The sequence below is a fragment of the Streptomyces sp. YJ-C3 genome (assembly GCF_053891275.1).
Genome location: NZ_CM132685.1, coordinates 7,191,569 through 7,218,330 on the forward strand (window position 1 = coordinate 7,191,569; position 26,762 = coordinate 7,218,330).

27 protein-coding genes are annotated in these 26,762 nt (G+C 70.6%); 12 read left to right on the forward strand and 15 right to left on the reverse strand.

The features are described from left to right. Positions 1-2 precede the first annotated feature (2 nt). The 8 genes from ACVHNB_RS32400 to ACVHNB_RS32435 all read right to left on the reverse strand — a co-directional run bounded on the left by ACVHNB_RS32400 (position 3) and on the right by ACVHNB_RS32435 (position 7,872). Positions 3-1,067 carry an MCE family protein gene (locus ACVHNB_RS32400; protein WP_428954966.1) on the reverse strand — a complete coding sequence of 355 codons (1,065 nt, stop codon included), beginning with the start codon at positions 1,065-1,067 and terminating at the stop codon, positions 3-5. Further along, a complete protein-coding gene (locus ACVHNB_RS32405; protein ID WP_428954965.1) occupies positions 1,067-2,128 on the reverse strand; it encodes an MCE family protein in 1,062 nt (353 codons plus the stop codon). The genes ACVHNB_RS32400 and ACVHNB_RS32405 overlap by 1 nt, the downstream gene beginning before the upstream one ends. Beyond that, positions 2,125-3,366, reverse strand: coding sequence for an MCE family protein (locus ACVHNB_RS32410; protein WP_456226476.1), 1,242 nt, complete (start codon positions 3,364-3,366; stop codon positions 2,125-2,127). Before ACVHNB_RS32410 ends, ACVHNB_RS32405 begins: the two co-directional genes overlap by 4 nt. A gap of 1 nt (position 3,367) precedes the next feature. Continuing rightward, positions 3,368-4,174: an MlaE family ABC transporter permease gene (locus ACVHNB_RS32415; RefSeq protein WP_428954963.1), complete on the reverse strand. Its 807-nt coding sequence runs from the start codon at positions 4,172-4,174 to the stop codon at positions 3,368-3,370. A 7-nt stretch (positions 4,175-4,181) separates the two neighbouring features. Further along, positions 4,182-5,051, reverse strand: coding sequence for an MlaE family ABC transporter permease (locus ACVHNB_RS32420; protein WP_456226477.1), 870 nt, complete (start codon positions 5,049-5,051; stop codon positions 4,182-4,184). 112 nt (positions 5,052-5,163) lie between these two features. Beyond that, positions 5,164-6,171 (reverse strand): ABC transporter ATP-binding protein, encoded by a 1,008-nt coding sequence (locus tag ACVHNB_RS32425; RefSeq protein WP_456226478.1) that lies wholly within the window; start codon positions 6,169-6,171, stop codon positions 5,164-5,166. A 429-nt stretch (positions 6,172-6,600) separates the two neighbouring features. Further along, a complete protein-coding gene (locus ACVHNB_RS32430; RefSeq protein WP_428954960.1) occupies positions 6,601-6,849 on the reverse strand; it encodes a hypothetical protein in 249 nt (82 codons plus the stop codon). 66 nt (positions 6,850-6,915) lie between these two features. Then, positions 6,916-7,872, reverse strand: a complete 957-nt coding sequence (locus tag ACVHNB_RS32435) for a hypothetical protein (protein ID WP_428954959.1) — start codon at positions 7,870-7,872, stop codon at positions 6,916-6,918. Positions 7,873-8,351: 479 nt separating this feature from the next. Between ACVHNB_RS32435 and ACVHNB_RS32440 the strand changes: the two genes are divergently transcribed. From ACVHNB_RS32440 to ACVHNB_RS32450, 3 genes are all read left to right on the forward strand, one after another. Next, positions 8,352-8,948, forward strand: coding sequence for a hypothetical protein (locus ACVHNB_RS32440; protein WP_428954958.1), 597 nt, complete (start codon positions 8,352-8,354; stop codon positions 8,946-8,948). 137 nt (positions 8,949-9,085) lie between these two features. Next, positions 9,086-10,708 carry a DUF6801 domain-containing protein gene (locus tag ACVHNB_RS32445; protein WP_456226479.1) on the forward strand — a complete coding sequence of 541 codons (1,623 nt, stop codon included), beginning with the start codon at positions 9,086-9,088 and terminating at the stop codon, positions 10,706-10,708. Positions 10,709-10,908: 200 nt separating this feature from the next. After that, positions 10,909-12,123, forward strand: coding sequence for a helix-turn-helix domain-containing protein (locus tag ACVHNB_RS32450; protein ID WP_428954956.1), 1,215 nt, complete (start codon positions 10,909-10,911; stop codon positions 12,121-12,123). Here ACVHNB_RS32450 and ACVHNB_RS32455 read toward each other — a convergent pair. Both ACVHNB_RS32455 and ACVHNB_RS32460 read right to left on the reverse strand, forming a co-directional pair. Then, the gene (locus ACVHNB_RS32455) at positions 12,108-12,362 is read right to left on the reverse strand and encodes a DUF397 domain-containing protein (RefSeq protein ID WP_456226480.1); all 255 of its coding nucleotides are present in this window, start codon (positions 12,360-12,362) and stop codon (positions 12,108-12,110) included. The genes ACVHNB_RS32450 and ACVHNB_RS32455 overlap by 16 nt on opposite strands. Further along, positions 12,340-13,170 carry a helix-turn-helix domain-containing protein gene (locus ACVHNB_RS32460; RefSeq protein WP_428954954.1) on the reverse strand — a complete coding sequence of 277 codons (831 nt, stop codon included), beginning with the start codon at positions 13,168-13,170 and terminating at the stop codon, positions 12,340-12,342. Before ACVHNB_RS32460 ends, ACVHNB_RS32455 begins: the two co-directional genes overlap by 23 nt. 86 nt (positions 13,171-13,256) lie before the next feature. On the opposite strand from ACVHNB_RS32460, the gene ACVHNB_RS32465 reads away from it, so the two are divergent. Continuing rightward, positions 13,257-13,688 (forward strand): ATP-binding protein, encoded by a 432-nt coding sequence (locus tag ACVHNB_RS32465; RefSeq protein WP_456226481.1) that lies wholly within the window; start codon positions 13,257-13,259, stop codon positions 13,686-13,688. Positions 13,689-13,742: 54 nt separating this feature from the next. Here ACVHNB_RS32465 and ACVHNB_RS32470 read toward each other — a convergent pair whose 3' ends face one another. Continuing rightward, on the reverse strand, positions 13,743-15,806 hold the full coding sequence (locus tag ACVHNB_RS32470) for a bifunctional glycosyltransferase 87/phosphatase PAP2 family protein (RefSeq protein WP_456226482.1): 2,064 nt from the start codon (positions 15,804-15,806) through the stop codon (positions 13,743-13,745). Positions 15,807-16,198: 392 nt separating this feature from the next. Between ACVHNB_RS32470 and ACVHNB_RS32475 the strand changes: the two genes are divergently transcribed. From ACVHNB_RS32475 to ACVHNB_RS32485, 3 genes are all read left to right on the forward strand, one after another. Continuing rightward, positions 16,199-17,584, forward strand: a complete 1,386-nt coding sequence (locus ACVHNB_RS32475) for an MFS transporter (RefSeq protein ID WP_456226483.1) — start codon at positions 16,199-16,201, stop codon at positions 17,582-17,584. Between the two features lie 166 nt (positions 17,585-17,750). Next, positions 17,751-18,920, forward strand: coding sequence for a DUF2330 domain-containing protein (locus ACVHNB_RS32480; protein WP_428954950.1), 1,170 nt, complete (start codon positions 17,751-17,753; stop codon positions 18,918-18,920). A 5-nt stretch (positions 18,921-18,925) separates the two neighbouring features. Next, entirely contained in the window at positions 18,926-19,621 is a 696-nt protein-coding gene (locus tag ACVHNB_RS32485; RefSeq protein WP_428954949.1) for an O-methyltransferase, read from the forward strand. 24 nt (positions 19,622-19,645) lie between these two features. Here ACVHNB_RS32485 and ACVHNB_RS32490 read toward each other — a convergent pair whose 3' ends face one another. Continuing rightward, positions 19,646-20,047, reverse strand: coding sequence for a hypothetical protein (locus tag ACVHNB_RS32490; protein WP_428954948.1), 402 nt, complete (start codon positions 20,045-20,047; stop codon positions 19,646-19,648). A gap of 86 nt (positions 20,048-20,133) precedes the next feature. Here ACVHNB_RS32490 and ACVHNB_RS32495 point away from each other — a divergent pair, with 86 nt between their 5' ends. The 3 genes from ACVHNB_RS32495 (at position 20,134) to ACVHNB_RS32505 (ending at position 21,590) form a co-directional block, all read left to right on the forward strand. Continuing rightward, on the forward strand, positions 20,134-20,559 hold the full coding sequence (locus tag ACVHNB_RS32495) for a DnaJ family domain-containing protein (protein WP_428954947.1): 426 nt from the start codon (positions 20,134-20,136) through the stop codon (positions 20,557-20,559). Between the two features lie 4 nt (positions 20,560-20,563). Then, complete coding sequence (locus ACVHNB_RS32500) at positions 20,564-20,881, forward strand: antibiotic biosynthesis monooxygenase family protein (RefSeq protein ID WP_428954945.1); 318 nt, start codon at positions 20,564-20,566, stop codon at positions 20,879-20,881. Between the two features lie 82 nt (positions 20,882-20,963). After that, entirely contained in the window at positions 20,964-21,590 is a 627-nt protein-coding gene (locus ACVHNB_RS32505) for a glyoxalase (RefSeq protein WP_428954944.1), read from the forward strand. Between the two features lie 91 nt (positions 21,591-21,681). Here the strand turns inward: ACVHNB_RS32505 and ACVHNB_RS32510 are convergent, their stop codons facing one another. Continuing rightward, positions 21,682-22,311 (reverse strand): hypothetical protein, encoded by a 630-nt coding sequence (locus ACVHNB_RS32510; RefSeq protein WP_428954943.1) that lies wholly within the window; start codon positions 22,309-22,311, stop codon positions 21,682-21,684. A 6-nt stretch (positions 22,312-22,317) separates the two neighbouring features. Next, the gene (locus tag ACVHNB_RS32515) at positions 22,318-22,935 is read right to left on the reverse strand and encodes a hypothetical protein (RefSeq protein ID WP_428954942.1); all 618 of its coding nucleotides are present in this window, start codon (positions 22,933-22,935) and stop codon (positions 22,318-22,320) included. Positions 22,936-23,078: 143 nt separating this feature from the next. Here ACVHNB_RS32515 and ACVHNB_RS32520 point away from each other — a divergent pair, with 143 nt between their 5' ends. Further along, a complete protein-coding gene (locus ACVHNB_RS32520; protein ID WP_428954941.1) occupies positions 23,079-23,582 on the forward strand; it encodes a GNAT family N-acetyltransferase in 504 nt (167 codons plus the stop codon). Positions 23,583-23,630: 48 nt separating this feature from the next. Here ACVHNB_RS32520 and ACVHNB_RS32525 read toward each other — a convergent pair whose 3' ends face one another. Beyond that, a complete protein-coding gene (locus tag ACVHNB_RS32525; protein WP_456226484.1) occupies positions 23,631-25,703 on the reverse strand; it encodes a DHA2 family efflux MFS transporter permease subunit in 2,073 nt (690 codons plus the stop codon). A 183-nt stretch (positions 25,704-25,886) separates the two neighbouring features. On the opposite strand from ACVHNB_RS32525, the gene ACVHNB_RS32530 reads away from it, so the two are divergent. Beyond that, on the forward strand, positions 25,887-26,699 hold the full coding sequence (locus ACVHNB_RS32530; RefSeq protein WP_456226485.1) for a peptidoglycan-binding protein: 813 nt from the start codon (positions 25,887-25,889) through the stop codon (positions 26,697-26,699). Positions 26,700-26,762: the final 63 nt, after the last annotated feature.

Consider the following 26,762-nt stretch of genomic DNA (forward strand, 5'->3'; position numbering starts at 1 on the left):
GGTCAACCACCGGCCTTCACGTCGTACGTGCCGTTCTTCGGCGGCATGCAGGAGGTCTTGGGCAGCGACTGCTCGGGCAGGTAGTTCCGGGGCACGACGCCGCAGAGGTAGCTGTCGAACCAGCGGCCGTTGCCGAGGGTGTTGCCGATGAGCCGGTAGTAGGGGCCGACGAGCGCGAGGGTCTTGTCGAGCTTGCCCTGGTTCTTCTCCAGGACGTCCGTGACCCGGCCCAGGGCCTTGAGGGTCGGCCCGAGCTGCTTCTCGTTGTCGTCGACGAGGCCGCCGAGCTCCCGGCCGAGCGCCTCGCTGCCGCTGAGCAGCGCCTTGATGGCGGTGCGCCGCTTCTTCAGTTCTCCGAGCAGCGACCCGCCGTCGTCGATGAGCGTCTCGAAGCTCGACTTCTTCGTCTGCAGGGTCTTCGTGAGCTTCTTGCTGCCGGCCAGGAGCTGGGCGAGTTCCGTGTCGCGCGAGGACACGGTCCTCGACAGCGCGGACAGGCCCTTCACGGCCGCCTTCACGTCGGGCGGCGAGTCCTTGAAGGTCTCGGAGATCGTCTCGAAGCTGGCGGCGAGCTGTTGGGTGTCGATGTCGTCGATGGTGCCGCTGAGGTCCTCGAAGGCCTGTGTGACGTCGTACGGGGAGGTGGTGCGGGACAGCGGGATGCGGGTGCCCGGGTCCTGGCGGGCGCCGCCGACCGGGTCGAGGGCGACGTACTTCTCGCCGAGCAGTGTCTTGATGGCGATGGCGGCGGTCGTCCGGTCGCCGATCCAGGTGCTCTTGTCCTTGATCTCGAAGGAGACCTTGACCTTGTTCCCGTCGAGGGCGACGCCGGTGACCTCGCCGACCTTCACGCCGGCGACGCGCACCTCGTCGCCGTCACCGAGCCCGGCGGCCTCGGTGAAGTCGGCGGTGTATCCGGTGCCGCCGCCGACGACGGGCAGGCTGTTCGCGTTGAACGCGGCGAGCGCGAGCAGGGCGATCACCACGAGGCCGACGAGGGCGACGGCGACGGGGTTGCGCTCCTTGACGGGCCTCAGCCGGGGCCGTCTCAGGGCCGGGGTCCGCATCACTGGCACCTCGCTTCGGTGACGGAGATGCCGGTCGGCGGCTTCGACCCGTCGGACATGGTGACCCCGCCGACCTTCGCCTCGCAGAGGTAGAGGTTGAACCAGGAGCCGTACGAGGACAGGCGGGACAGGGCGGTCAGCTTGGCGGGGGTCTTGTCGAGGAAGTTCTCGATCTGCGGGATGCCGTCCCCGAGTGAGGTGGAGAGCCGTCCCAGGTGGTGGATGTCGTCCTTCAGGGGCCTGCGCGCGTCCTGGAGGAATCCGGCGGTGACCGTGGTCAGGTCGCCCATCGCCTGGACGGCGTCGCCGAGCGGTTTGCGGTCGCCGTTGAAGCCGGAGACGAGTTCCTTGAGGGTGGTGACGAGGTCGTCGAACTGGTCCTCGCGGTCGTTGATGGTGGTCAGGACGTCGGTGAGATTGCCGACGACCTCGCCGATCACCTGGTCCTTGGCGGCGACGGTCGTGGACAGCGAGCCGACGTGCTCGATGAGGCTGTCGACGGTGCCGCCCTCGCCCTGGAGGACCTTCACGATGGACCCGGCGAGGTCGTTGACGTCGTGCGGTGACAGTCCCTCGAACAGCGGCTTGAACCCGTTGAAGAGGAGCGTCAGGTCGAGGGCGGGTGTGGTCCGGGCGAGCGGGATGGTGGCGCCGGGGTCGAGCTCCCCCGTGCCGTCCCCGGTGCCGCGGTCGAGGGCGACGTACCGCTGGCCGACCATGTTGAGGTACTTCACGGCGGCCGTGGTGGTGCCCGGCAGGCGCCGGTCGCGGGCGACGGTGAAGGTGACCTGGGCGGTGCGCCGGTCGACCACGCGCACGTCGGTGACCTCGCCGACCTTGACGCCGGAGATCCGTACGCCGTCGCCGTCGATGAGCCCGGTGACATCGGTGAACAGGGCCTTGTACGTGGTCGTGTCCGTGCCGACGCCGGAGTTGGCGATGCTCAGGCCGAGCACGGTGGTGGCGAGGGCGGTGACGAGGACGAAGATCAGCGACTTGGTCAGCGGTCCGGCGAGGGAGCGCCGTTTCAGGTGGGCGAACTCGGTTTCTTCCGTGGTCACTTGAGCTTCACCTCCGTCCCCCGGTACACGGGCCCGGCGAGCAGGCTCGACCAGTCGGGCAGGTCGTCGGGCGAGGTCTTGGCGGCGGGCGCGATGAGCTCGTTCACCAGGTCGTTCTCCTGCGGCGAGTTGGCGGGCCCGAGGTCCTGTTCGGCGGAGGCGGTCGCGGTGACGGGCGCCCGGGCGGTCGACGCCCCGAGGTACGGCACCGGGTAGCAGTGCGGTCCGCCGCCCGAGGTGTACGCGGGGGCGTCACGTCCGGGCTCGTAACTGCCCCTGGACGGGGCGGTGGTGAGGTCGACGTGCAGTCCGGGCTGGTCGGTGCCCTTGCCCAGCACCTTGTCCATGCGCGGTACGAAGTCGGCGAGGGTGCGCAGGGTGCACGGGAAGGACGGCGCGTACTCGGCGAGCAGTTCGAGGGTGGGCCGGGACGTGGCGGACAGCCGGATGATGTTGTCCTGGTTGGCGCGCAGGAAGGCGTCGAGGTCCTCGGCGGCGCGGGTGGTGTTGCCGTAGGCGCCGGCGAGGTCGCTCTCCTTCTCGGCGAGGGTGCCGCTGGTGGTGGTGAAGTCGGTGAGCGCGTCGATGATGCCGGGCGCGGCGTCGGCGTAGACGTGCGAGACCTTGACGAGCTGCTTCAGGTCCTCGTTGAGGGTCGGCAGGTTCGGGTTGAACTTCCGCAAGTGGGCTTCGAGTTGGGTGAGGGTGTCGCCGATACGGCTGCCGCGCCCTTCGAGTGCCTGCGACACGGCGGACAGCGTGGACGACAGTTTCTGCGGCTGTACGGCGGTGAGCATGGGCAGGACGTCGTCGAGGACCTGCTGCAGTTCGATGGCGTTGGCGGACCGGTCCTGCGGGATGACGGCCCCGGCGGTCAGCATCCGCGTGCTGGGGTCGCCGGGCGGGACGAGGGCGACGTACCGCTCGCCGAAGAGGGTCGTGGGCAGCATCTGGGCGCGCACGTCGTCGGGGATGTCGTCGAGGGCGCCGGGTTCGAGGGCGAGGGTGAGCCGGGCGCCGGTGGGGGTGGCGTCGATCTTCCGTACTTCGCCCAGTACGACGCCCCGCAGCTTCACCTCGGCGCCGAGGTGCATCTCGTTGCCGACGCTGCCGGTCTCGACGACGACGTCGTCGGAGGCGACGAAGTCCTTGTTGTAGACGGCGACGGCGAGCCAGATGAGCAGTGCGGGCACGACGAGGAACACGAGGCCGGCGAGCCGGCGGCGCAGGGTCTCCATGTCAGCCCGCCACCTTCACGGTCGTCGTGGCGCCCCACAGGGCCAGCGACAGGAAGAAGTCGGTGACGGAGATGAGCACGATGGCGTTGCGCACGGACCGCCCCACCGCGACGCCCACACCGGCCGGACCGCCGCTCGCCCGGAACCCGTAGTAACAGTGGGCGACGATGACCATGACGCTGAAGATCAGCACTTTGAGCACCGACAGCAGTACGTCGGTCGGTGACAGGAAGAGGTTGAAGTAGTGGTCGTACGTGCCTTGCGACTGCCCGTTGAAGACGACGGTGACCAGGCGCGAGGCGAGGTACGAGGAGAGCAGGCCGATCGCGTAGAGCGGGATGATGGCGACGACGCCGGCGATGATGCGGGTGGTGACGAGGTACGGCATCGACCGCACGCCCATGCCTTCGAGCGCGTCGACCTCTTCGTTGATGCGCATGGCGCCGAGCTGCGCGGTGAACCCGGCGCCGACCGTGGCCGAGAGCGCGAGGCCGGCGACGAGCGGGGCGATCTCGCGGGTGTTGAAGTACGCGGACACGAATCCTGTGAAGGCGGCGGTGCCGATCTGGTCGAGGGCGGCGTACCCCTGGAGGCCGACGACGGTGCCGGTGGCGGCGGTCATGGCGATCATCACGCCGATGGTGCCGCCGATGACGCCGAGGCCGCCGGAGCCGAAGGCGACCTCGGCGAGCAGCCGCTGCACTTCCTTCGTGTACCGGACGAGGGTCCGCGGTATCCACACCAACGCACGCACGTAGAAGAGGAGTTGGTCGCCACCGCGGTCGAGCCAGACGAGGGGGGAGGTCATGACGGGTTCAGCCTCCCTTCGGCGGAACGATCTGGAGGTAGATGCCGGTCATCACCATGTTCACGAAGAAGAGCAGGATGAACGTGATGACGACGGACTGGTTGACGGCGTCGCCGACGCCCTTCGGTCCGCCGCGCGGGTTGAGCCCGCGGTAGGCGGCGACGATCCCGGCGATGAACCCGAAGATGAGGGCTTTCAGCTCGCTGATGTAGAGGTCGGGGAGCTGGGCGAGCGCGGAGAAGCTCTGCAAGTAGGCGCCCGGGGTGCCGTGTTGCAGGACGACGTTGAAGAAGTAGCCGCCGAGGGTGCCGACGACGGACACCATGCCGTTGAGCAGCAGCGCGACGAACATGGTGGCGAGCACGCGCGGCACGACGAGCCGCTGCACGGGCGAGACGCCCATGACGGTCATCGCGTCGAGCTCTTCCCGGATCTTCCGTGACCCGAGGTCGGCGCAGATGGCGGAGCCGCCGGCGCCCGCGATGAGCAGGGCGACGATGAGCGGGCTGGCCTGCTGGATGACGGCGAGCACGCTGGCGCCGCCGGTGAAGGACTGCGCCCCCAACTGCTGTGTCAGGCTGCCCACTTGGAGCGCGATGACGGCGCCGAACGGGATCGACACGAGGGCCGCCGGCAGGATGGTGACGCTCGCGATGAACCAGAACTGTTCGACGAACTCCCGGAACTGGAAGGGCCGCCGGAACACGGCGCGGCTCACCTCGGCACCGAGTGCGAACAGTTTGCCGGTCTGGCGGAGGGGGGCGAGGAGCGGGTTCGGCGCGCGGGTTGCCGCGCGGCGCCGTGCGGCGGGCGGGGCGGGCGGTTCGCTCGGCGGCGGGGGCGGGGTCGGCGAAGTGGGCCGCTGATCAAGGCTCATTGGACAACCCCGCCAGGTATGCGCCCCGCCAGGGGCGCGGGGAACTGCGCGAGCGACCACGACGAAGGTCGCACCCGGCGTACCAGAGACGAGGGCAGACGAGAAGCCGATCTCACAGCGCACCCCCAGCCCGGGGCAACACGGCAGTCGGCTCCAGCGCATCGGCACCGTATGTCGCCCGAATCGCAGCAGCCGCCGACGTCGGCAAGGTGTCCAGCATCCCGAGCACCCGCGCTCGGCGCCGAGCAACAGCGGCGCGCTCCCCCAAGCCCGGAGAGGGCTGAAGCTGCGGCACCAACTCCCTCGGCACCGGAACCGCTCCACCGCCGGAGGCCTCAGCGGCCAGCGTGGCCGCGTCCTTCTCCTCCGACATGCCGATCGGCCCCGCCTTGCTGGCGGTGAGGAACTGCGCGACGACCGGCTCCCGGCTGGTCAACAGGACTTCGCGCGGCCCGAAGGTCACAAGGTTCCGGCGGAACAGCATCCCCATGTTGTCGGGCACGGTCGCCGCGATGTCGAGGTTGTGGGTGACGATGAGCATCGTCGCGTCGATCTGCGTGTTCAGATCGATCAGCAGCTGCGAGATGAAGGCGGTACGGACGGGGTCAAGCCCCGAGTCGGGTTCGTCGCAGAGGATGATCTGCGGGTCGAGGACGAGGGCCCGCGCGAGCCCGGCCCGCTTCCTCATGCCGCCGCTGATCTCACCGGGCAACTTCCCCTCGGCGCCCAGGAGTCCGACGACGTCGATCCGCTCCATGACGATGCGGCGGATCTCGGATTCCTTCTTCTTCGTGTGCTCGCGCAGCGGGAAGGCGATGTTGTCGAAGAGGTTCATGGAGCCGAACAGGGCGCCGTCCTGGAACATCAGGCCGAACAGCTTCCGGGCCTCCATGATGTCCCGCTCGGGGCTGCGCGCCATGTCGACGCCGTCGACGAGGACGCGTCCCCGCTCGGGCTTGAGCAGACCGATCAGCGACTTCAGGAAGACGGTCTTGCCCGTGCCGGAGGGGCCGAGCATGACGCTCACCTCGCCGGCGGGCAGGGTGAGACTGACGTCCTGCCAGATCTGCTGCTTGCCGAAGGACTTGGTGAGCCCCTCGACCTTCACTTCGATTCCCATCGCTTCTCACCTTCAGCGAGCGAACTCGGCAGCGCACGGTAATTCGCTTCATACGTGCCGGACAAGATCTCGGAGCGGTCGCCCCGAATCTTCCTGAAAACTTGTCATCCGGTGACAAGAGCCGGGTTCTCTCCTGTCGGAAGATGAGTGAAAACACTGAGTCCTGGGAGTTGCCCCGTAGTTCGTGGCGGGGCCGCACCTCACCGGGGGTGCGGTGAAAGATGGGGCCCCGCCACGGAGATGCCGGTCAGGAAGGAGGGTTCCGGCCGGTATCTCTTGCACCTCCTGGCCAACGGGGGGCGCCGACCAGGAGAGGAGGAACTTTTCCCGACGTTACGGCCGAGTAACCTCGGCTAGCAATAGCGGTTCGGCAATTTTGCGCTACACAGTCAAGGCCGTCCGGTTTTTTATCACCGGGCTATAAGGCGGTCAGGCGGGTGGGGTGATTACCTGCTTCGGGCTGAGGGTGTAGGTGGACTTGACCGTCAGCGCATCGCCGGGCTTGACGAGCCCTAGGCATGAGGCACTGGCGCCGGCCACGACTTGGCCGGCGGGCACTCCGTTGAGTCCGGTTGTCAGCTTGCCGGTGGCGTTGTCGTACTGCCCGTAAAGGGTTCCGGTCCACTTCACGGCACAGCCGGTCGCGGACCAGTTGAGCGTGATCCCGCTGATGGACACGTCGATTGCGCAGCGCGGCGACGAGCGCGAACCCAGCCGTCACCGCCCTGCGCAGCAGCGGCCGCATCACTTGACCGCCGAGTGCCAGTACTGGGAGAAGGTCTTGCCCTGGTTCGGGGCGGTGGCGCCCGGGTCGTTCAGGGTGCCCAGGTAGGTCGAGGTGTTGTTGAGCTTGACGCTGTTGACGCCCGAGGCGGCCGGGAGGCCGGACTTGAGGTTGACGGCCCAGTTGAAGGCGCCGAGCCCGAGGGGGCCGCAGCCGCTGGCGCCGGGGGCCGCGAAGGTGAGGTCCTGCTGGGTCGAGCCGGTCAGCGCGAGCCGGCCGAACGGTCCCTCCGGATTGGGCGTGCCGTTGGACGTGGCGTTGTCCGCGGCGATGCTCGGCGCCGCCGCGTTCCCCGGGCGCAGGACGACCGGCGCGGACTTGGTGCCGATGTAGCAGTTGCCGCCGATGAGCGGGTTGCTGAGGTGGATGCGGACCGGGATCGAGATGATCGGCACGCCCTCGGAGACACCCGCGAGCAGCTGGAAGTCGGAGGGGGTGCCCACGGACTCGACCGTCGCGACGACCCGGTTGAGCGTGCTGTTGGTGATCTGTCCGCAGACGGCGCTGACGACGGGTACGGAGCTGGGGCACATCAGTCCGAGCAGGCCGCCGGGCAGGTCGGCGGGGTCGGCGATGAGCGCGCCGTCCGACGGCGCGACCACCGAGTTGGTGCCGTCGGAGTGGGTGACGATGCCCACCTGGAGGTCGGTCTTGCCGGTCGGGACGACCGAGCTGCCGATCTTGATGACGCCGCTGGCCGAGCTGGAGGAGACGCAGGTCGCCTGGTTGTCGATGCCGTCGGCGCCCAGCATGGCGGCGTTGTCGACCGGGCAGCGGTTGAACGGCGCCCAGTTGCCGTTCAGCTGGCCGGCGGCCGAGGCCGGGGCCACCGCCGCCAGGGTCGCGATCGTGGTGGCGGCGGCCACCGCGGCCACGCGTGCGGTGCGGGCGGCGGACACACGTCTGACTACGGACATGAGGTGTTTCCCTTCGGAGGCGAGGGGTGCCGGCGGGGCGAAAGGCCGCGAGCAGAGAGAGGCCGGAACCGGGACGTTACTCACGAGGAAACCAAGACGGCAATGGACTTGCTGACAGATTTTTTACTACCGGCGCGTTTATCGCGGAGTGAGTAAATCGCGCACAGTGGTGCGCACTTACTGAGCATTTCGCGGCCCCGCCGGAAAAGTACTCACCCACCGACAAACCTCCGAAGCTCAACTGAGCGCCCCCGGACAAGAAACGGACGTGAATAAATCTGTCGGAGGGAATCCGGGCATTCCCCATTGCGGGGCGAGGTTACTTGCTCGTAACGTCCATCGGCAGGCGACGGACAAGCCATCCCCGCAATCTTGGCCAGGACGTCCGCGTGGAGTGTGCACCGCAGTTCTCCCCCGACCGGTGGACCGCCGGACGGGATTCCGTACCGCTCGCACTCAACCCTCTGGAAGGATCCACCGTGCGCAGATTCACCAGAAACACCGCGATCGCCGCAGCGTCCCTCGGCGCGGCTCTCGGGCTCTCCGTCTCCTCGGCCTCGGCCACCGCGCTGGCCACGTTCACCGTGACCGGCGGCGGCGCCTACACGGCCACGGCCACCAACCCGACCCTGTCCGTGCCCTCCGCCCTGCTCCAGTGCGCGTCGTCGACGGCCACGGGCAGCGTCCCGAACGGCACGGGCCTCTCCGGCACCCCCATCGGCACCATCGGCACCATCGGCTTCTCCAGCTGCACCGTGGCGGGCATCCCCTTCACCGTGACGGCCAGTGCGCTGCCGTGGAACATCAACGTGTCCAGCATGACCGGGACCGACCAGGCCAACGGCACCATCACCGGCATCAGCGCCACCATCACCGGTGTCGGCTGTAACGCGAAGTTCGCGGGCAGCGTCAACGGCTACTACAAGAACAGCACGCACACCCTGTACGTCACGGGTGGCGGTACGCTCGCCGCCCAGACCGGTGCCAGCTGCCTCGGTCTGATCAAGGCCGGCGACAAGGCGAACTTCCTCGGCAACTACGTCCTGAACACCTCCCCGGTCATCAAGTCCCCGTGATGCTCTGACCCCTTCTTGATCCAGCCCGCCGCCGGTCGCGCACCGGCGGCGGGCCGACCGCGTCCGGGGCACGGCGCGGCCGTTCGCAGCAGTGCCCGTACCGATCGAGCAGTGCCCGTACCCACGGAGGTCAGCGGATGACAGCGGCAAGATGGCGGAGCGGACGGTCGGGCGGCACACGGACGGTGCGCATGGCGCGCGTGGTGCCGATCGCCTCGGTCGCGCTCGCCGCCGGCCTGCTGTCGGGTCCCGGCTCGCACGCGGACGAGGGACAGGGCTCGGTGGAGATCGCATACGACTGCGCGGTACCGCCTCCGGCGGCGGACCAGCAGACGGACGGAGCGACGGACAAGCAAGGGGATGCCGACACGTCGGCCACCCCGAGCACACCCGGCTCGCCCACCACCGTGCGCGCGTCGGTACGGATCTCCAGCGGGCTCCCGCGATCCGCCGCGCCCGGCACCCCGATCGACCCCGGCACCGTGGCCGTGGAAGCCGCCCTGCCGTACGCCCAGCTCGCCCCCCTGCTGCCGGACGACGTCAGCGGCGTCACCAGTGACGCGACGCTCGGCGTCCAGGTGCAGCAGGGCAAGTCGTCGGCGGACGCCTCCTGGTCATCGCTGACGGCAAGCGCCTCGACCCCGCCGTCCGACGGCACGCTGCGCCTGGGCCACAGAGGCGGCGCTCCCACGATCACGGTGAGCGAACCGGGGGACGTCGATCTCTACGCGGGTGAACTCGGCCTGAAAATAAGCCCGTTACCCACTGACGCGGACAAGGGGATCGCCGCCGCCCCCTTCACCCTCACCTGCACCCCCGCGAGCACGGATTCGGCCGGACGACGGCTCGCCCACATCGGCGTGCCGGACGGCGAGGAACCGGGAGCGTCCTCACCGGACGCCTCCGACGGTCCGTCGGACTCCGCTCGGGACGGGATAGCCGTCGAGCCGAAGGACGGTGCCGACGGCCCGGTCGGCGCATCCACCTGCGCGGCGGAAATGCCGTCGGGGGACATGGACCTCAGTCAGATACCGGACCCCCTGCCCGGGACAACCCTGACACCGATATTCCCTCTCGACGGAATCCGGGCATGCGCCTACGCGGTCGGCATGACCACCATACGGAAGCCGAACGGCACCGTGATCATCAATGACCCGGCCAAGGGACCGGGCCTGATGAACATCCGGGCCAACGCGCAGACCCAGTACGCATCGCCTCCCGTACCCTTCTACTTCCGCTCCGACTCCCTGGGCGAACTCACCCTGCCGGACGCCGACTCGACGATCCTCAACTTCGGCTTCGTCCCCGTCACCGCCAAGGTCTCGTTCGACAACGGCCCGATCACCATCTCCACCGGTTCCAGGGGCATACTCCCCGACCTCGAGAACTTCGCCGTCGCGACGTTCTTCCAGTCACTGCGCGTCCACGACGTGAAGGTCAACGGCACGCCCATGGACGTCGGCTCCTCCTGCCGCACGTCGAAGAAGTACCGGGTCACGCTGCGCGGTGACTTCACCTCGCCCACCGACGCCTACACCAACGTCCTGACCGGCGGCATCCTCAAGGGCAAGGTGGACATTCCGTCGTTCTCCGGCTGCGGAGCGAAGGGCGAGGATCTCGACCCCCTGCTCACGGCCTCACTCAGCGGCCCCGGCAACAGCATCATCATGAACCAGGCCCCGACCTGCCTTCCCGACCTGCCGGAGCCCAACCAGTGCCCCCCGGTGATCCCCCCGCTGCCCGGAGCGAAGACTCCGTGACCACCTCACCGACTCATCACTTCTCAGCCACATCCCCCACACCACGATCAATCTCTGCGCAACAGATGTACAACACACAGTAGTTGTTCTAATTTTCATTGACCCAGTTGGTACGCACCTGGCGGGTGGGACAGCTGCGCACCCGTGCGTCATCCCGCCCGGCCCCCCACCCGGCGCTCGGACAAGCGAGGAAAGTGGCCATGCCCCTGCCCGCGCACACGAAGGATGTCGACGACCCCCTGGGGCCCCTGCCCCGGGAGTTCGCGCGCATCATGCGGCCCGAACTCCCGGGTCTCATCAAGGAGATCGGGGTCGAGGTGACGCGCGCGTTCCCCGAGTACGCGGCGCTGCTGAGCGGGCCGAGCGGCGCGGCGATCCGGCAGGGTGTCGAGCAGAGCCTCATGGCCTTCGTGGACCGGGTCGCCGATCCGAACGCCTCCACGGCGACCCGCGACGAACTGCTCCGCAAGTTCGGCCGGGTCGAGGCGTACGAGGGCCGGGACCTGGCCACCCTCCAGGGCGCCTACCGGCTCGGCGCGCGGGTCGCCCTGCGCCGCGCCAAGGACCTGGGTCGCCGCTTCGACCTCTCCCCCACCCTCCTGCTCACCTTCGCGGAGGCCGTCTTCGCCTACATCGGCGAACTCGAAGCGCTCTCCCACGAGGGGTACATGGAGGTGCAGTCGAGAGCGGGCGCGGCCGACGAGATCGTGCGAAGACGGTTACTGCATCTGCTGCTCGCCGGAACACCGTTGGGGCACACCACCATCCACAACCTGTGCGAGCAGACCGGGTGGCAGCTCCCCGCCGAAGTGACCATGATCGCGATGCGGACGCCGGCCGAACACATCCAGCCAGGTCTGGCCGTCGACATCCTCGCCGATCTCGGCGCCCCGCAGCCGCACTTGCTGATCCCCGGCCCGCTTACGCGAGAGCGCCGCGCGATGCTGGAGGCGGCCGCCCCCGGAAGCTCGTACACGATCGGGCTGACCCTGCCGACCGAGCAGGCCGCCGACTCGCTGCGCTGGGCGCGGCAGGTGCTTCAGCTCGTCGATGATGACATCGTTGCCGATGAGCAAGTCATCGACTGCGCCGACCACTTGGTGACACTGTGGCTGCTGGCCGACCCGGCGCTGGTCACGGAGATCGCCACCCGCGAACTGGCCCCGCTCGACAACTCCTCCGGTACCCGCCGCGCCCGTCTCGTGGAGACCCTGCACGCCTGGCTGACCACGCGGGGCACCGCCGAGCAGGTCGGCGACGCGCTCGGCGTCCACGCCCAGACCGTCCGCTACCGGCTCCGCAAGCTCGACGCCCACTTCGGCGACCGCCTCGAAGCCCCGACGCACCGCTTCGCCCTGGAGGCCGCGCTGCGCGCCCTGCACCTGCGGGACAAGAACGCCTACGACGCGGAGTAGCCCGCCACGAACGCGCCGAACGCCTCCGGCGAGAACGTGACGTGCGGGCCCGCCGGGTCCTTCGAGTCGCGGACGGCGACGGCGGCGCAGGGGGTGCCAGCGACCTCGACGCACTCGCCGCCCTGATCACTGCTGTACGAGGACTTGGCCCAGGCGAGGGCTCCGAGCGGCGCGCACTCGACGCACGATCCGCCCTGGTCGCCGCTATAGCTCGACTTACGCCACTGGATGCTCGCCATAGTCTTCCTCCATCACGCGCCGGATCAGCTGAGCCGAGTCCGCGATGGACAGGGCGGCCGCCTGCAAGTGATCGTAACGGAGCGAACAGTCCTTGACGGTGGTCGGGTTGGCGGTCGGATGTCCTTGCCCATAGCCCTCGGTGTAGACGATGGCCGGGTCGCTCGGGAAGCGGAAGAGATCGTACGGACCCTGTAGCCCGGCGTGCGCCCCGACGCCAAAAGGCAGAACCTGAATGTTCACCGTCGGCTCGTCCTCGTAAGCCAACAAGTGCGCGAGTTGGCCACGCATGACATCCCGCCCACCGATCTCCTGACGTAGCGCCGCCTCACCGAGGATGAACCACGTCTGCGGGGGCTCCTCCTTCTCCAGGATCCTCTGGCGGGCCAGCCTGACCTCGGTGCGGTCGTCCAGCTTCGTGCGGTCCAGCGTGCCGAGCACTGCCCGTGCGTACGCCCTGGACTGCAACAGGCCGTGAACCATGCCGGGGTGGAACGAACAGATCTCCTCGGCCCGCGCCTCCAACTCCGCAACCTGCTGGAACCACAAGGGCAGTTGGGAACGCAGCACAAGCCCCACCAGCCGCGACAACAACCCGTCGGTCCCCAGCGCGGCATCGCACCGCTCGCTGAACTCGGGCGTCGGCAGCTTCCGGGCGGTCTCGATCTGTCCCACCAGGGAGCCGGTGTAATTGACGATCTGCCCGAGCTGCTTCTGGGTCAGCCCCGCGGCCTCCCGGTGACGGCGCAGCTCGAAGCCGTAGTAGTCGAGCGGCGAGGCGCCCGGGTCGAGGACGTTGATATGGACCATGCACAGCCCCCTCAACTCGGCCCACACTCGGGCCTGTTGCATCCAGTCGATTGCTCAGCGTAGTCACGCTTCGCCACGCTCGTACCGTGAACAAGCAAACCGAGCAGCCGCACGTCTACACACTGCGGCTCACCGTCGGCACCCACTCGGCCCGCCATGTGCGCCGCATCGTCCACCGCCTGTGCGCCGACTGGTCGACGCCGCCGGAGGTGGCCGACGACCTGGCCCTGGGCGTCACGGAACTGCTGTCCAACGTCGTACGGCACGTGCCCGGCGCCCGCGCCGAGGTGCGGCTGCTGCACGACGTGGAGGCCGGTCACGTCCGCGCGGAGGTGACCGACGACGGGCCGCAACTTCCGCAAACGGCGCCCGAGTTGCGTGACCCGTTCGCCGAACACGGCCGGGGAATCGCCATCGTCGCGGCGGTGGCGGCGAAGTGGGGAGTCGAACCCCTGACGCCGCCACACGGCAAGACAGTGTGGTTCGAGTGCGCGCTCACCAGTTCCCCGCGCCCTTGAAGCGACGGTGGTGCGCACGCACGACCGGCGGAACCGGGCGAGCCCGAGTCCCCCTCAGCCTGACCCCGCGCCCCGCTGTGCAACAGCCCCGCCGGCCACCTCGGCGGGGACGTCGCCCTTGGCCGCCTCGCCGGTCACGGTCCGCGCCCGTGGCCCCTGAAGCGCGTACGTCAGGAAGAACCCGAGGCCGACCACCGTCGCCCCGCCCACCGCGTCGAGGATCCAGTGGTTGCCGGTCGCGACGATCGCGGAGACCGTGCACAGCGGGTGGACGAGACCGAACGCCTTCATCCACCAGCGGCGGGACAGGACCACGATCACGACGCCGCACCACAGCGACCAGCCGAAGTGCAGCGACGGCATCGCCGCGTACTGGTTGGTGAGCTGGGTCAGCGTGCCGTAGTTCGGCTTCGAGAAGTCCTGGGCGCCGTGGACGGTGTCGATGAAGCCGAGGCCCGGCATCAGGCGCGGCGGCGCGAGCGGGTACGCCCAGAAGCCGATGAGGGCGAGCAAGGTGGCGAAGCCGAGGGCCGAGCGGGCCCAGCGGTAGTCGGCGGGGCGGCGCACGTAGAGGACGGCGAGAACGCTCAGCGGGACCACGAAGTGGAACGACGTGTAGTAGAAGTTGAAGAAGTCCTTGAGCCAGGTGGCGTGCTGGACGACGGCGTGGTTGACCCAGTGCTCGACGTCGATGTGCAGGAACTGCTCGATCGAGTGGATCTGCCGGCCGTGGGCCTCCGCCGTGGCCCGGCCGCCGGAGATGGTGCCGCCCGTCGCGGCGAGGCGGACCTGCTGGTAGGCGGAGTAGCCGACGCGGATGAGGAGCAGTTCCAGGACCAGGTTGGGCCGGGTGAGGACCCGGCGCCAGACCGGGACGAGCGGCACCCACGACCAGCGGGCGGGCACCGGCGTCGCGTGGTCCGTCGGGAGCGGATTGCGGTACAGCGGCGAGGTGCGGGAGAGGAAGGGGACGGCGCACGCGGCGGCGAGCGCGGCGATCAGCACGACGTTGTCCCTGATCGGCTCCAGGAACGTCATGTTCGGCAGCATCATCTTCGACGGCAGCGTCAGCGCGAGGACGACGAGCACCGGCCACATGTAACGGTCCGAGGCCCGCTTGCCGACCTGCCCGACGACCGCGAGCAGCACCCACAGCAGCTGGTGCTGCCAGGTCGTCGGGGAGACGGCGACCGCCACGCAGCCGGTGATCGCGACGGCGAGCAGAAGCTGTCCGTCGCGGGCGTACCGGACCGCACGGCGCAGACCGAGCGCCGCGACGGCGACGGACAGCAGCACGAACAGGGAGATCTCCAGCGGCCCTTCGAGACCGAAGCGGAGCAGCATGCCGTGCAGCGACTGGTTGGCGTTGGCCGCCGGGTCGGTGCTCAGCCCCGCGCCCGCCAGGTGGTGCACCCAGTACGTCCACGAGTCGTGCGGCATCGCGGCCCAGGCGAGGCCGGTCGCGGCGGCGAAGGTGACGCCGCAGGAGAGGGCCGCGCGTCTGCGGCCGGTGAACCACAGCAGCGGCGCGAACAGCAGCACGGTCGGCTGGAGGGCGGCGCCGACACCGATGAGCACGCCGGACGCCTTCTCCCCGCGTACGGCGAAGCAGCCGAGCAGGACGAGGAGGACCGGGAGGATGCTGGTCTGGCCGAGCGTGAACGCATTGCGCACGGGCAGCGACAGCATGAGCAGACTGATCGCGACCGGCGCCGCGAACAGCGAGGTGCGGCGGGAGACGGGCCGGGGCAGGGCGCGCGCGGCGACCAGTCCGAGCACCACGACGAGGGCGAGCGAGCCGAACGTCCAGCCCCAGCCGAGGGCCTGCTCGGCGGCGCGGGAGAACGGTTTGAGGACGAGTCCGGAGAAGGGGGTGCCGGTGAACCGGTCGGGTGCGTCGTACAGGGAGCCCTTCACATGGAGCACGCCCTCCGGGCCGATCCAGGTCTCCAGGTCGGTGAGGCGCTCACCGCGCGGGGTGCTCAGCACGGCGACGAGCTGACGCACCGCGAGCACCGCGGCGATGAGCCAGAGGCCCACGCGCACGGCGCTCATCCGCCCGGTCACCGAACCCGCCGCCGCTCCCGTCACCGGTCCTCCGTGCTCAGCATTCGCCACGCGCTGTCCGTCCTCCCGCCCTGTCGGCTCCCACGGGGATGCCCCCGTACCGCCCCGGCCCGCACCCCGAGATTCGCACCGCCCCCGGGTGTGAGACGCAGGCAACCCCGTCTTTACCTGCCTGTCCACCCGGATTTGTCCGGAAGACGGTGCCGCGGGGCCACTTCGTTGCGCACTGCACGGACCCGGTTCCGCGACAAAGATCACAGAACGACCCATGTACGGCCCGCGTGAGACCTGGCGTTTTACCAGGCCGGAGGCGGTTTCCGAGCGGAGCGCAGTGGGACGAACACTACCCGTAACGATCGCAGACGCACCTATGGTCCCTTTAAGGCCGTCCCGCGTGGACGGCCTTTGCCCTTGTCCCCCACGAAAGGCAGGCGAGCGGACCCTTGGCCAGTGCCACGTCCATCGCAGTCAGTCCCGGCAAGGTCTCCGCCCCCGTGCGGGACCTCACCACCTCCGACGTCACCGTCACGAACCCATCGCTGGTCAAGCGAGCGGTCAAGGCGGCGGCACTCGGCAACGCGATGGAGTGGTTCGACTTCGGCGTCTACGGCTACCTGACCGCGACGCTCGGCCACGTCTTCTTCCCGACGGCGTCCAGCACGGCGCAGGTCCTGTCCACGCTCGGCACGTTCGCCGCCGCCTTCCTCGTGCGCCCCATCGGCGGCGCCTTCTTCGGCCCGCTCGGCGACCGCATCGGCCGTCAGCGCGTCCTCGCCATCACCATGATCATGATGGCGGCGGGCACGTTCGCGATCGGCCTGATCCCGTCCTACAACGCCATCGGCGTGTGGGCGCCGGTCCTGCTGATCGTGGCCCGCATGCTGCAGGGCTTCTCGACCGGTGGTGAGTACGGCGGCGCGTGCACGTTCATCGCCGAGTACGCCCCGGACAAGAAGCGCGGCTTCTTCGGCTCGTTCCTGGAGTTCGGCACGCTCATCGGCTACGTGGCGGGCGCGGGCCTGGCCACGGCGCTGACCACGATGCTCTCCTCCGGCGACCTGTACGGCTGGGGCTGGCGCGTCCCGTTCCTGATCGCCGGTCCGATCGGCCTGGTCGGCATGTACGTGCGGATGAAGCTGGAGGAGACCCCGGCGTTCCAGAAGCTGACGGAGGAGGCCGAGAGCAAGCAGAAGGCGCGGCCCAAGCCGAAGCTGCGGGACATGTTCGTCGGCAACGGCAACGCGATGGCCATCTGCATCGCCCTCGTCCTCGTCTTCAACGTCACCGACTACATGCTCCTCTCCTACATGCCCACCTTCCTGAGCGAGGAGCTCGGCTACGACGCCACGCACGGCACGCTGATCCTCATCGGCGTGATGGTGCTGATGATGTGCGTGCAGATCCCGATGGGCCGGGCCAACGACCGCTACGGCCACCGCGCCGTGATCGGCGCGGCCTGCGCCGGCTTCGTCGTCCTGTCCGTCCCGGCGGTGCTGCTGATCCGCGCGGGCTCGACCTGGGCGATCGCGCTGGGCCTCGCCGCCCTCGGCCTGCTCCTGGTCGGCTTCACGTCGTCGATGCCGTCGACGCTGCCGGCCCTGTTCCCGACGAAGGTCCGCTACGGCTCGCTGTCGGTCGGCTTCAACCTCTCGGTGTCCCTGTTCGGCGGCACCACCCCGCTCGTCGCGGCGGCCCTCATCGCCGCCACGGGCAACCTGATGATCCCGGCGTACTACATGATGGCGGCGGCCGTGATCGGCGGCGTCGCGGCCTGGCGCATGCGCGAGTCGGCGGGCCGCCCGCTCCCGGGTTCGCCGCCGGCCGTCTAGTACGCGGGGAACCGCGCGACAGGTCACGCGAAAGCCGCGGTCGCGTCCGCTCACGCACTGAGCGGACGCGACCGCGGCTTTCGCGTGGCCCGGCGGCGTCCCCGCGGACCGCAACAGCCCGGTAACGCCGGGAACCGGCCCCGCGTCCGCCCCCGTCGCTACGCGCATGACCACAGCAGCGAGATCGTCCGCGGGCGGGCCGGCGGCATCCCTCACCACCCGGGCCAGGGTCCTTCTGATCGTCCTGGCCCTGCTCGCGGTCCAGGCCGCCTGGATCGCCGCCCCCGCCTACGCGTGCGGCTGCGGCGCGATGGTTCCGCACCAGGGGCAGCAGGTCGTGGTCGACGACGAGACGTCGGCGGTGCGCTGGGACGGCCGTACCGAGCAGATCGTGATGCGGCTGTCGGTGAGCGGCGACGGGCGCGACGTCGCCTGGGTGATGCCGGTCCCGCACCGCGCCGGGGTACGGCTCGGCGATCCGGAGCTGTTCACCGAGCTGGACCGGGCGACCGGGCCCGAGTGGCGCACCCGGCACTACTTCTGGCCGCGCGACGGCGACTGGCCGTTCGACGGCGGCGACAGCGCGGACGGCGCACGGGCGCCGAGCGCGGGCGCACCCGGCGGTGTGGACGTCGTGGGCCGCGAGCACCTCGGCCCCTTCGACGTGGCCCGCCTCACCGCCACCGACCCCGACGCCCTGGCCGACTGGCTGAAGGAGCACGGCTTCCGGCTGCCCGACCGCCTCGATGCGGCCCTGCGCCCGTACGTCGACCAGGGCTGGGAGTACGTCGCGGTCCGTCTCGCCCCCGAGGACCGCGACTCCCGGTCCGTCCTGCGCGGACGGCTCGACCCGCTGCACCTCACCTTCGCCAGCGACCGCCTCGTCTACCCGATGCGGCTGTCCCGGCTGGCCCGCACCGCCCAGCACGTGAACCTGTACGTGCTCGCCGCGCACCGCATGGAGACCCGCTCGGCCATCGGCGGGGAGCGGCCGAAGGTGACGTACGCGGGCGAGGTCACCACCAGCGCTCCCGGCCCGCTCGCCCAACTGGCCGATGGCGCACCGTACTTGACGGCGCTGGAGCAGGACTTCCCGGCACCGTCCCGGATCGACGGCGACCACGAACTGCGGCGCGCGCCGAGCGACACCCCGTACCGCACGGTGCGTTACACCGATGAGCTGGCCACGGTGGGGCCGGGCATTCCGGTCTGGGTCGTGACGCTGCTCGGGGCCGCGGCCGTCGCGGTGGCCGCGGCGCTCCTGATCGTGCGTACGCAGCGGCGCCGTCCGGTGCTTCCGCCTCCGCCCGTGCAGGTACCGCCGCGCCTAGGCTGACGGCCATGACCTCTCATCCCGAGTCCCAGCAGCCCGGCCTCGCGGCCGCCGTCGACGTGTATCTCAGCGGTCTGCTCGCTCCTGCCGACGAGGCGCTGGCCGCGGCCCTCACGGACAGCGAGGCGGCGGGCCTGCCCAGCATCAGCGTCTCCGCCACGAACGGGAAACTGCTGCACCTGATCGCCCGGATCCAGGGCGCCCGCCGCATCCTGGAGATCGGCACCCTCGGCGGCTACAGCACGATCTGGCTGGCCCGCGCGCTGCCCGCCGACGGGACGCTGGTCACCCTGGAGTACAGCCCGCGGCACGCCGAGGTCGCCCGCGCCAACATCGCGCGGGCGGGCCTGGACAAGGTGGTCGAGGTGCGGGTGGGCGCCGCGCTCGACTCGCTGCCGCAACTGGCCGAAGAGGGCGGGGAGGGCGGGCAGTTCGACCTCGTCTTCATCGACGCGGACAAGGTGAACAACCCGAACTACCTCGACTGGGCGGTGCGGTTGACCCGGCCGGGCAGTGTGATCGTCGTCGACAACGTGGTGCGCCAGGGCCGCGTCGCCGACCCCGGCGCCACCGAGCCGGACGTCACGGGCACCCGCGACGCGCTCCAGTTCCTCGCCGACCACCCGAAGTTGGAGGCGACGGCGATCCAGACGGTGGGCGCCAAGGGGTACGACGGCTTCGCCCTGGCCTACGTACGGGCCTGAACCGGACGGCCGCGGCCCCGGCGCTCAACCCTCCTGGTAGAAGCCGACGTTGACGCTGCGCGGCCCGCCCCGGTCGAGGACGACGACCTCGCCGGAGCCGCCGCGCGGCAGCCGCAGCGTCCCGCCGTACGCGAGCGGTTGGCCGGGGCCCTGCCCGGTCCCGATCCGCACCCGCACCTCGGAGGCCGGATCGTCCTGCGAGCCCCGCAGCCAGAAGACGTTCCACTCCCCTTCGGGCCCGCACCGGAACTCCAGATGCACCCGCGACACGAACAGCCAGTCCTCCGGCGTCACGAGCCGGCACACGGTGCCGTCGCGTCCCACCCGCAGCACGGCCCCCGGTTCACTGGCCGCCTCGGCCATCACCATCCCGGCCGTGGCCCCCGCGTCGCCGCCGGCCACCGTGGCCATGGTCAGTTCGAGCACCGCATTCCCCCCAGCGTTCGGTTCCGTAGCGGCCGCATCCTAGAGCCTGTCCGCACCTTCACGGCGGCCTGCGCGACAATGTCCCCATGACCGAACGCAAACCACCCGGCGTCAGCTTCGAGTCATTCGTCGACAAGCAGATCCGCGAGGCCGAGCGCCGCGGCGACTTCGCCTCCCTGCCCGGCGCCGGCAAGCCCCTGGATCCCACGAGCGACTCCACGTACGACGAGAACTGGTGGATCAAACGGAAGATGGCCCGCGAGGGCTTCTCCGTGCTGCCGCCCACCCTGGCCCTGCGCAAGGAGGCCGAGGACGCCCTGGAGGCGGCCTCGAAGGCCCCTTCCGAAGCGGCGGTGCGCCGGATCGTCACCGACATCAACGCCAAGATCAGCGACATGATGTTCAAGCCGCCACCGGGCCCGCCCCTCGGCCTGAAACCGTACGACGTCGAGGAGATCGTCCGCCGCTGGCGGGACGCCCGGACGGCGCCGGACGACCGTGCGGCAGGATGACCTCATGAGCATCGTCAAGATCAATGTCCTGACCGTCCCGGCCGAGCAGCGCGAGGTCCTGGAGAAGCGCTTCGCGTCCCGCGCCGGCGCCGTGGAGAACTCCGACGGCTTCGAGTGGTTCGAGCTGCTCCGTCCCGTCGAGGGCACCGACGACTACCTGGTGTACACGCGCTGGCGGGACGAGGAGTCCTTCCAGGCGTGGATGGAGGGCCCGATGAAGTCGGCCCACCAGGGCGGCGGCGACCGCCCGAAGCCCGCCGCGAGCGGGTCGTCGGTGTGGTCGTTCGAGGTCGTGCAGCAGGCGTCGCCCAAAGGCGCCTGAACCGGTCGGGAAGAACCGGCCGGGAACAACCGGTCAGGAATGAAGAAGCGTCGGCGGCCGGGGCGTACCTAGCGTGGTCGGCATGACCTCCATCGACTCCGTCACCCTCGAGGTGGCCGACCCCACGGCCGCCGACCGCTTCTACACCGACGCCTTCGGGCTGGGCTCCCGGGTGCGCCTGCGGGCCTGTGAGGAGGCGACGACCGGCTTCCGCGGGTTCACGCTGTCGCTCACGGTCTCCCAGCCGGCCACCGTCGACAGCCTCGTCGGCTCCGCGCTCGCCGCCGGCGCCACCGCGCTGAAGCCCGCCGCGAAATCGCTGTGGGGCTACGGCGGCGTCGTCCAGGCCCCGGACGGCACGATCTGGAAGGTCGCGACCTCCGCACGCCGCAACAGCGGCCCGGCCACCCGCGACATCGACGAGATGGTGCTCCTGCTCGGCGTCGAGGACGTGAAGGCGAGCAAGCAGTTCTACGTCGAGCGGGGCCTGACCGTGGCGAAGAGCTTCGGCGGCAAGTACGTGGAGTTCGCCGGCGGGGCGGGCCCCGTCAAGCTGGCGCTCTACAAGCGCCAGGCCCTCGCCAAGGACGCCGGGGTGCCCGCCGACGGCACCGGATCGCACCGGATCGTGCTCGGCAGCGGCGCCGGGCCGTTCACCGACCCCGACGGGTTCGCCTGGGAGGCCGCGTCGCTGACCGCCAGTTCCTGACAGCGGCCGGTTCTTGACCGCCGGTTCCCGACAGCGAGACGGCCCCGCTCCGTTCGGAGCGGGGCCGTCGGGGACGGGGGTGCGGCCGGGGTCACAGCTTCAGCAGCCGCTCCGCCGTCTCCCGGTAGTCGCGCAGGGCGAGACGGAGGTGCTCGGTGTCCTCCTTGGAGTCCTGCCAGGACGTGCGCAGGGTGCTGCGGCGCCCCGCGAGGGCCTCGGTGAGGCGGGTCGTCAGCTCCTCCAGGACGTGATCGGCCTCCTCCACGGCGGCCCGGGGCTCGTCCACGAAGCCGTGCACCGCGTGCTTGAGGCGTCCCTCCAGGTCGTCGCGGGCGGCCGTGGGGACGAGTTCGGCGGAGGTGCCGGCCGGGTCGGATGTGCCGGCCGTGCCGGTCCTGGCGGCCTTGGCGGCATGCGGCTCGGCCGGGGCCGCGGGCGCGGCCGCCGGGGCCTTGGGTGCGCCGAGGGCCGGGTCCGTCCTGCCGGGACGGGCCTCCTCGGCATCACGCCCGGTACCGCGCTCGGCACCGAGGGCACCCGGGCCCGGGCCCCGCTCCCCGGAGTCGCCCAGCGGCGTGCGGGTGCGCTCGTCGTTCCCCGGGTTCCCCGGCTCACGTACGCGGTCGTCGTTCACCGGCTCGCGTACGCGGTCCTCGTTGTCCGGCGTGCGTCGTGCGCGGTCCTCGTTCTCAGGTGTGCGTGCTCGGTCGATACCGGCCATGGTTAATCAACTCCCCTTCACCAGACGCGCCTTGGGTGCATGTGAACGTTTGTCGGCCGACCGCGAGCTGTCCGGACCGATCAGGTCGTCGAAGAGGGCCCGCGCCTCGACCATCGCCGTCCGCAGCTCTTCCGTGCCGCTCCGGCTCTCCTCGGCGTCGCCGGGGCGGGCGTGCGCCGCTCCGTGGACGCGTCGCAGGCCGTGCACCCGGGAGCCGTGGTGGACGGAGATCGCGGCGAGCTGCTCCTCGTGGTCGCCGCCGTCCGGGAAGCCGCGGTCGTGCGCGAGTTCGGCCAGCACCCGGTCGGCCTCGGTGACCGCCTCCGCGGGCGACTCCACGAACCGCTCCTGGGCCTCGGCCCAGCGCGTCAGGTACCGCGCACGGGCGGCGGGGTCGAGCGGGCGGAGCTCCAGCGAACCGTGCCGCCGCACCCGCTCGGCCAGCTCCTGCTCGGCGGCCTTGGTGTCGCCGTCGTGACGCGCCACGGCCCGGTCGTACTCGGGACCGAAGCGGCGCCGGAGACCGCGTCCGCCGCGGGGCGCGGTGCGTGCGGCGAAGAACCCGGCCGCGACGACGACCACGATCCCCACCACGATCAGAGCGATGATCACGCCTGTGGACATGGGTGCTCAGGACCTTCCCGGTAGCCGTGCAGTGACGTTGTGCACCATCGAGTAGCCGCTGAACTCCGGAGCAAACAGTCCGAGTTGAGCCACCTGGCGAAATCGGTTTGCGCGGCCGCCGCACACTGCCCCCACAATGCGCCATGCGCCCCTCCTGGACCGTCTCCCCCGAGCCGTACGACTCCCCGGTCGCCGCCGCCCTGTGGCGGGCGTACTACACGGAGGTCAGCGACCGCTGGTATCTGCTGCACGAGGGGCGCGCCACGGACCCGGCGGAGCTGGAGCGCGGGATCGCCGCGGGGGCGGGCGAGCGGCTGGCGCCGCCGGACGGGCTGCTGCTGGTCGGCCGGTACGACGCGGAGCCGGCCGGGACCGCCGGGGTGCGGCTGGTCGACCCGGGCACGGCCGAGCTGACCCGCGTCTTCGTGCGCGAGGAACTGCGCGGCAAGGGCGGGGCGCCGCTGCTGGTGGCGGCGGCCGAGGACACGGCCCGGGAGCTGGGCGCCGGGCTGATCCGCCTCGATACCCGCGCCGACCTGGTCGAGGCCCGCGCCCTGTACGCGCGACTCGGCTACGAGGAGACCGGTCCGCACAACGACGACATCTACGCCGAGCACTGGTTCAGCAAGCGGCTCGGGCGCCCGTAGGTCCGGTCGAGCCGGTCCGGCCCTGTTCGGTCCGGTCCGGTCGGGCGGTCAGGCCGCGAGGCCCGGCCGCCCGGTGCCGTCGTGCGGCCGCTCCGCGTCCGATCCGCACATCTCCGCGTTCAGCTCGGACACCAGCTGGAAGAGGTCCGTGGGGCGGTCGGGGCCCCACCAGTCGCCGAGCAGTTCCGCGAGCGAGTCCTCCCGGGCCTTGGCGAGGCGGGCCGCGACCGCCCGGCCCTCGTCGGTGAGGACGAGGTCGAGCCCCTCGCGGACGGCGAGATGCCGCTCCTCGACCTGCCGGGCCGCCTCGATGATGACCGGCAGCGGCACGGCGCTGCGCTCGGCGAGGACGGCGGGTTCGGCCCACCCGTACCGCTTGATGCGCAGGACGAGCCAGCTGGCCGCCGGGAGCAGGTCGTAGCCCGCCCGCGCGGTGATCTTCTCGTAGATCTCGCGCCGCCCCTCGCGCGTCCCGAGCGTCGACAGGGCCCGCGCCACCTCGTCGTACGAGGAGCGCTCCACGGGGTTGGAGGCGAGCGTCTGGGTCGGGTCGGGCGCGGTGACGGAGCCGCGCAGCTTGTCCTCGCGCAGGAACCAGGACAGGACGAAGGCGATCAGGGCGACCGGGACCGCGTAGAGGAACACGTCCGTGATGGAGGTGGCGTACGCGTGCAGCACCGGCTCGCGCAGCGCGGGCGGGAGGTCGCCGATGCCGCGCGGGTCGGCCTTGAGCGAGTCCGGGCCGACGCCGGGCGGCACCTGCTGTCCGGCCAGCGCCGAACTCAGCTTCGTGGACAGCCGGTTGGCGAAGATCGTGCCGAAGATCGCGACGCCGAAGGAGGCGCCGATGGAGCGGAAGAAGGTGGCACCCGAGGTGGCGACGCCCAGGTCCTCGTACGGCACGGCGTTCTGCACGATGAGCACGAGCACCTGCATGACGAGGCCGAGTCCGAGGCCGAAGACGAAGAAGTAGGCGCTCATCTCGCCGGTGGAGCTGTTCTCGTCGAGGTTGTGCAGCAGGAGCAGGCCGAGCGTGGTGACGGCGGTGCCCGCGACGGGGAAGACCTTCCAGCGGCCGGTGCGGCTGACGATCTGCCCGGAGACGGTGGACGAGAGCAGCAGGCCGATCACCATCGGCAGCATGTGCACGCCGGACATGGTCGGCGACACTCCCTGCACGACCTGCAGGAACGTCGGCAGGTAGGTCATCGCGCCGAACATCGCGAAGCCGACGACGAAGCTGATCACGGCGGAGAGGGTGAAGGTCCGCACCCGGAACAGTTTCATCGGCAGCACCGGCTCGGCCGCCCGGAACTCCACGAACACGAACACCACGGCGAGCGCCACGCCCAGCACGGCGAGCCCGATGATCTGCGGCGAGCCCCAGCCCCAGGTCGTGCCGCCGAGCGAGGCGACGAGGACGAGGCAGGTGGCGACGGACGCGATGAGGAAGGTGCCGAGGTAGTCGATGCGGTGCTTCTTCGCGCGGACCGGGATGTGCAGCGCGGCGGCGATGACGAGGAGCGCGACGACACCGATCGGCAGGTTGATGTAGAAGACCCAGCGCCAGCTCAGGTGCTCGGTGAACAGCCCGCCGAGCAGCGGCCCGAGCACGCTCGTCGCGCCGAAGACGGCGCCGAACAGCCCCTGGTACTTGCCGCGTTCGCGCGGCGAGACGATGTCGCCGACGATCGCCATGGACAGCACCATCAGCCCGCCGCCGCCGAGTCCCTGCAGGGCGCGGAAGCCGATGAGCTGCGGCATGTTCTGCGCGAGTCCGCACAGCGCCGAGCCGACCAGGAAGATCGCGATCGCGAGCTGGAAGAGCTTCTTGCGCCCGTACTGGTCGCCGAGCTTGCCCCACAGCGGGGTCGCGGCCGTCGCGGCGAGCATGTACGCGGTGACGACCCAGGACAGGTGCTCCAGGCCGCCCAGGTCGCTGACGATGGTCGGGAGCGCCGTGGACACGATGGTCTGGTCGAGCGCGGCGAGCAGCATGCCGAGCAGCAGCGCTCCGATGGAGACGAGGACGCCGCCGCTCTTGGCCGCGTCGTCGGGCAGGGCCCGGTGCGCACGACCGCCGCCACCGGCTCCTGTCGTGCCGATGTCCTGGCTGCTCATGGCCACCTCCAGAGGCACCCCGGGCCGGTGCGGCGGGGGCTTGGTACCTCCCATCCTGGTAGGTGTGACCGGGTTTGGCCTGTTGAGTCCTGCCGGAGCGGCTCTTTTGCCCGGGACCGGCGCTGCGGAGGGGCCCCTGGGGTCTGCATAATGCGCTGCAGTTCTCGGGGAGGGGGACCAGAAGTGAGCGATGCGCTGCGTACGTGTCCGGAGTGCGGGGCCGAGAAGGGGGCGGACGGGGCCCTGTCGTGCTCCTGCGAGGCGGAGGGCTTCAGTCCGCTCCGTGTCCGTCCCTATGTGACGCTCCCGGAACCGTCCCACCCGGCGCCGCCGCGCGCGCCCGACCCGTACGCGCATCCCCCGCTGCCGCCCGAGCAGCCGGCGGCCGGGGACGACGACCACGGGCACGGCGAGCCCGTCGACGAGCCGCGCCGCGCCCCGCTGCTGCTCATGGCCGCGGTCGCGGGCGTCCTGAGCGTGGCCGCGCTGGTGACGGTGCTGATCTCGTCGGGCGACGGCGACACGGGTGCCTCCGCACAGGAGGGGCGTGGACCGGTGGCGGTCGCCTCGTCGAGCCGCCCGGATCCGATCCCGACGCCGAGCGCGTCCGCCTCCACGCACCGTGCGACACCGAGCACCTCGGCGCCCGCGGCTCCCTCGGTATCCGCGCCGGCCTCCCCCACGCCGACCCCGAGCCGCACGCCGAGCGCGACGCCCTCGACGCGGCCCCCGAGCCCGTCCTCGACGCCGTCGAGCAAGCCGCCCGCCCCGGCCGTCGGATCGGTGCTGCGCCGCGGCGACCGCGGCCCGGAAGTGACCGAACTCCAGTCACGTCTCGCGCAGTTGCACCTCTACACCAGGGAGCCGAGCGGCCGCTTCGACGAGCGGACCGAGTACGGCCTCGCCACCTACCAGTACGCACGCGGCATCCAGGGCGACACCCCGGGCACGTACGGCCCGGCGACCCGCCGCGCCCTGGAGGCGGAGACCCACTAGGTCGTGTCCGCAAAGTCGTTGGCTCGTTGGTCTGTTCATGGTGCGTCGTCATGAACTGACCGA